Consider the following 270-nt stretch of genomic DNA (forward strand, 5'->3'; position numbering starts at 1 on the left):
GCGCTGCCCGCCAGGTCGATGCCCGGGTCGGAAATGTTGTTTGTGGAAAAGGCAAGGATTTTGGGAGCAAAATCCTTGCCTTCTTTGGTTGTTGCAGCGGTTGTTGCAGCCATATTTACTTCGTCCTTTTGATGTAAAGCTTAATGTCGCCCGCTTCTTCCAGCATGCCCAGAAACTCATGCCCCGTCTTCTTGCACCAGGCCGGCAGGTCTTTCTTGGTGCCGGAGTCGGAGGCCAGCACCTCCATCACCTGGCCCGGTTGAATTTCGG

Annotated in this window: 1 protein-coding gene; it reads right to left on the reverse strand. The window is 54.8% G+C overall.

Translation table 11 applies throughout. The features are described from left to right. Positions 1-115 precede the first annotated feature (115 nt). Complete coding sequence (locus tag IT084_RS17825; protein WP_313885522.1) at positions 116-265, reverse strand: sulfurtransferase TusA family protein; 150 nt, start codon at positions 263-265, stop codon at positions 116-118. Positions 266-270: the final 5 nt, after the last annotated feature.

This window comes from Desulfallas sp. Bu1-1 (assembly GCF_015594625.1).
Taxonomy (GTDB): domain Bacteria; phylum Bacillota; class Desulfotomaculia; order Desulfotomaculales; family Desulfallaceae; genus JADNRQ01.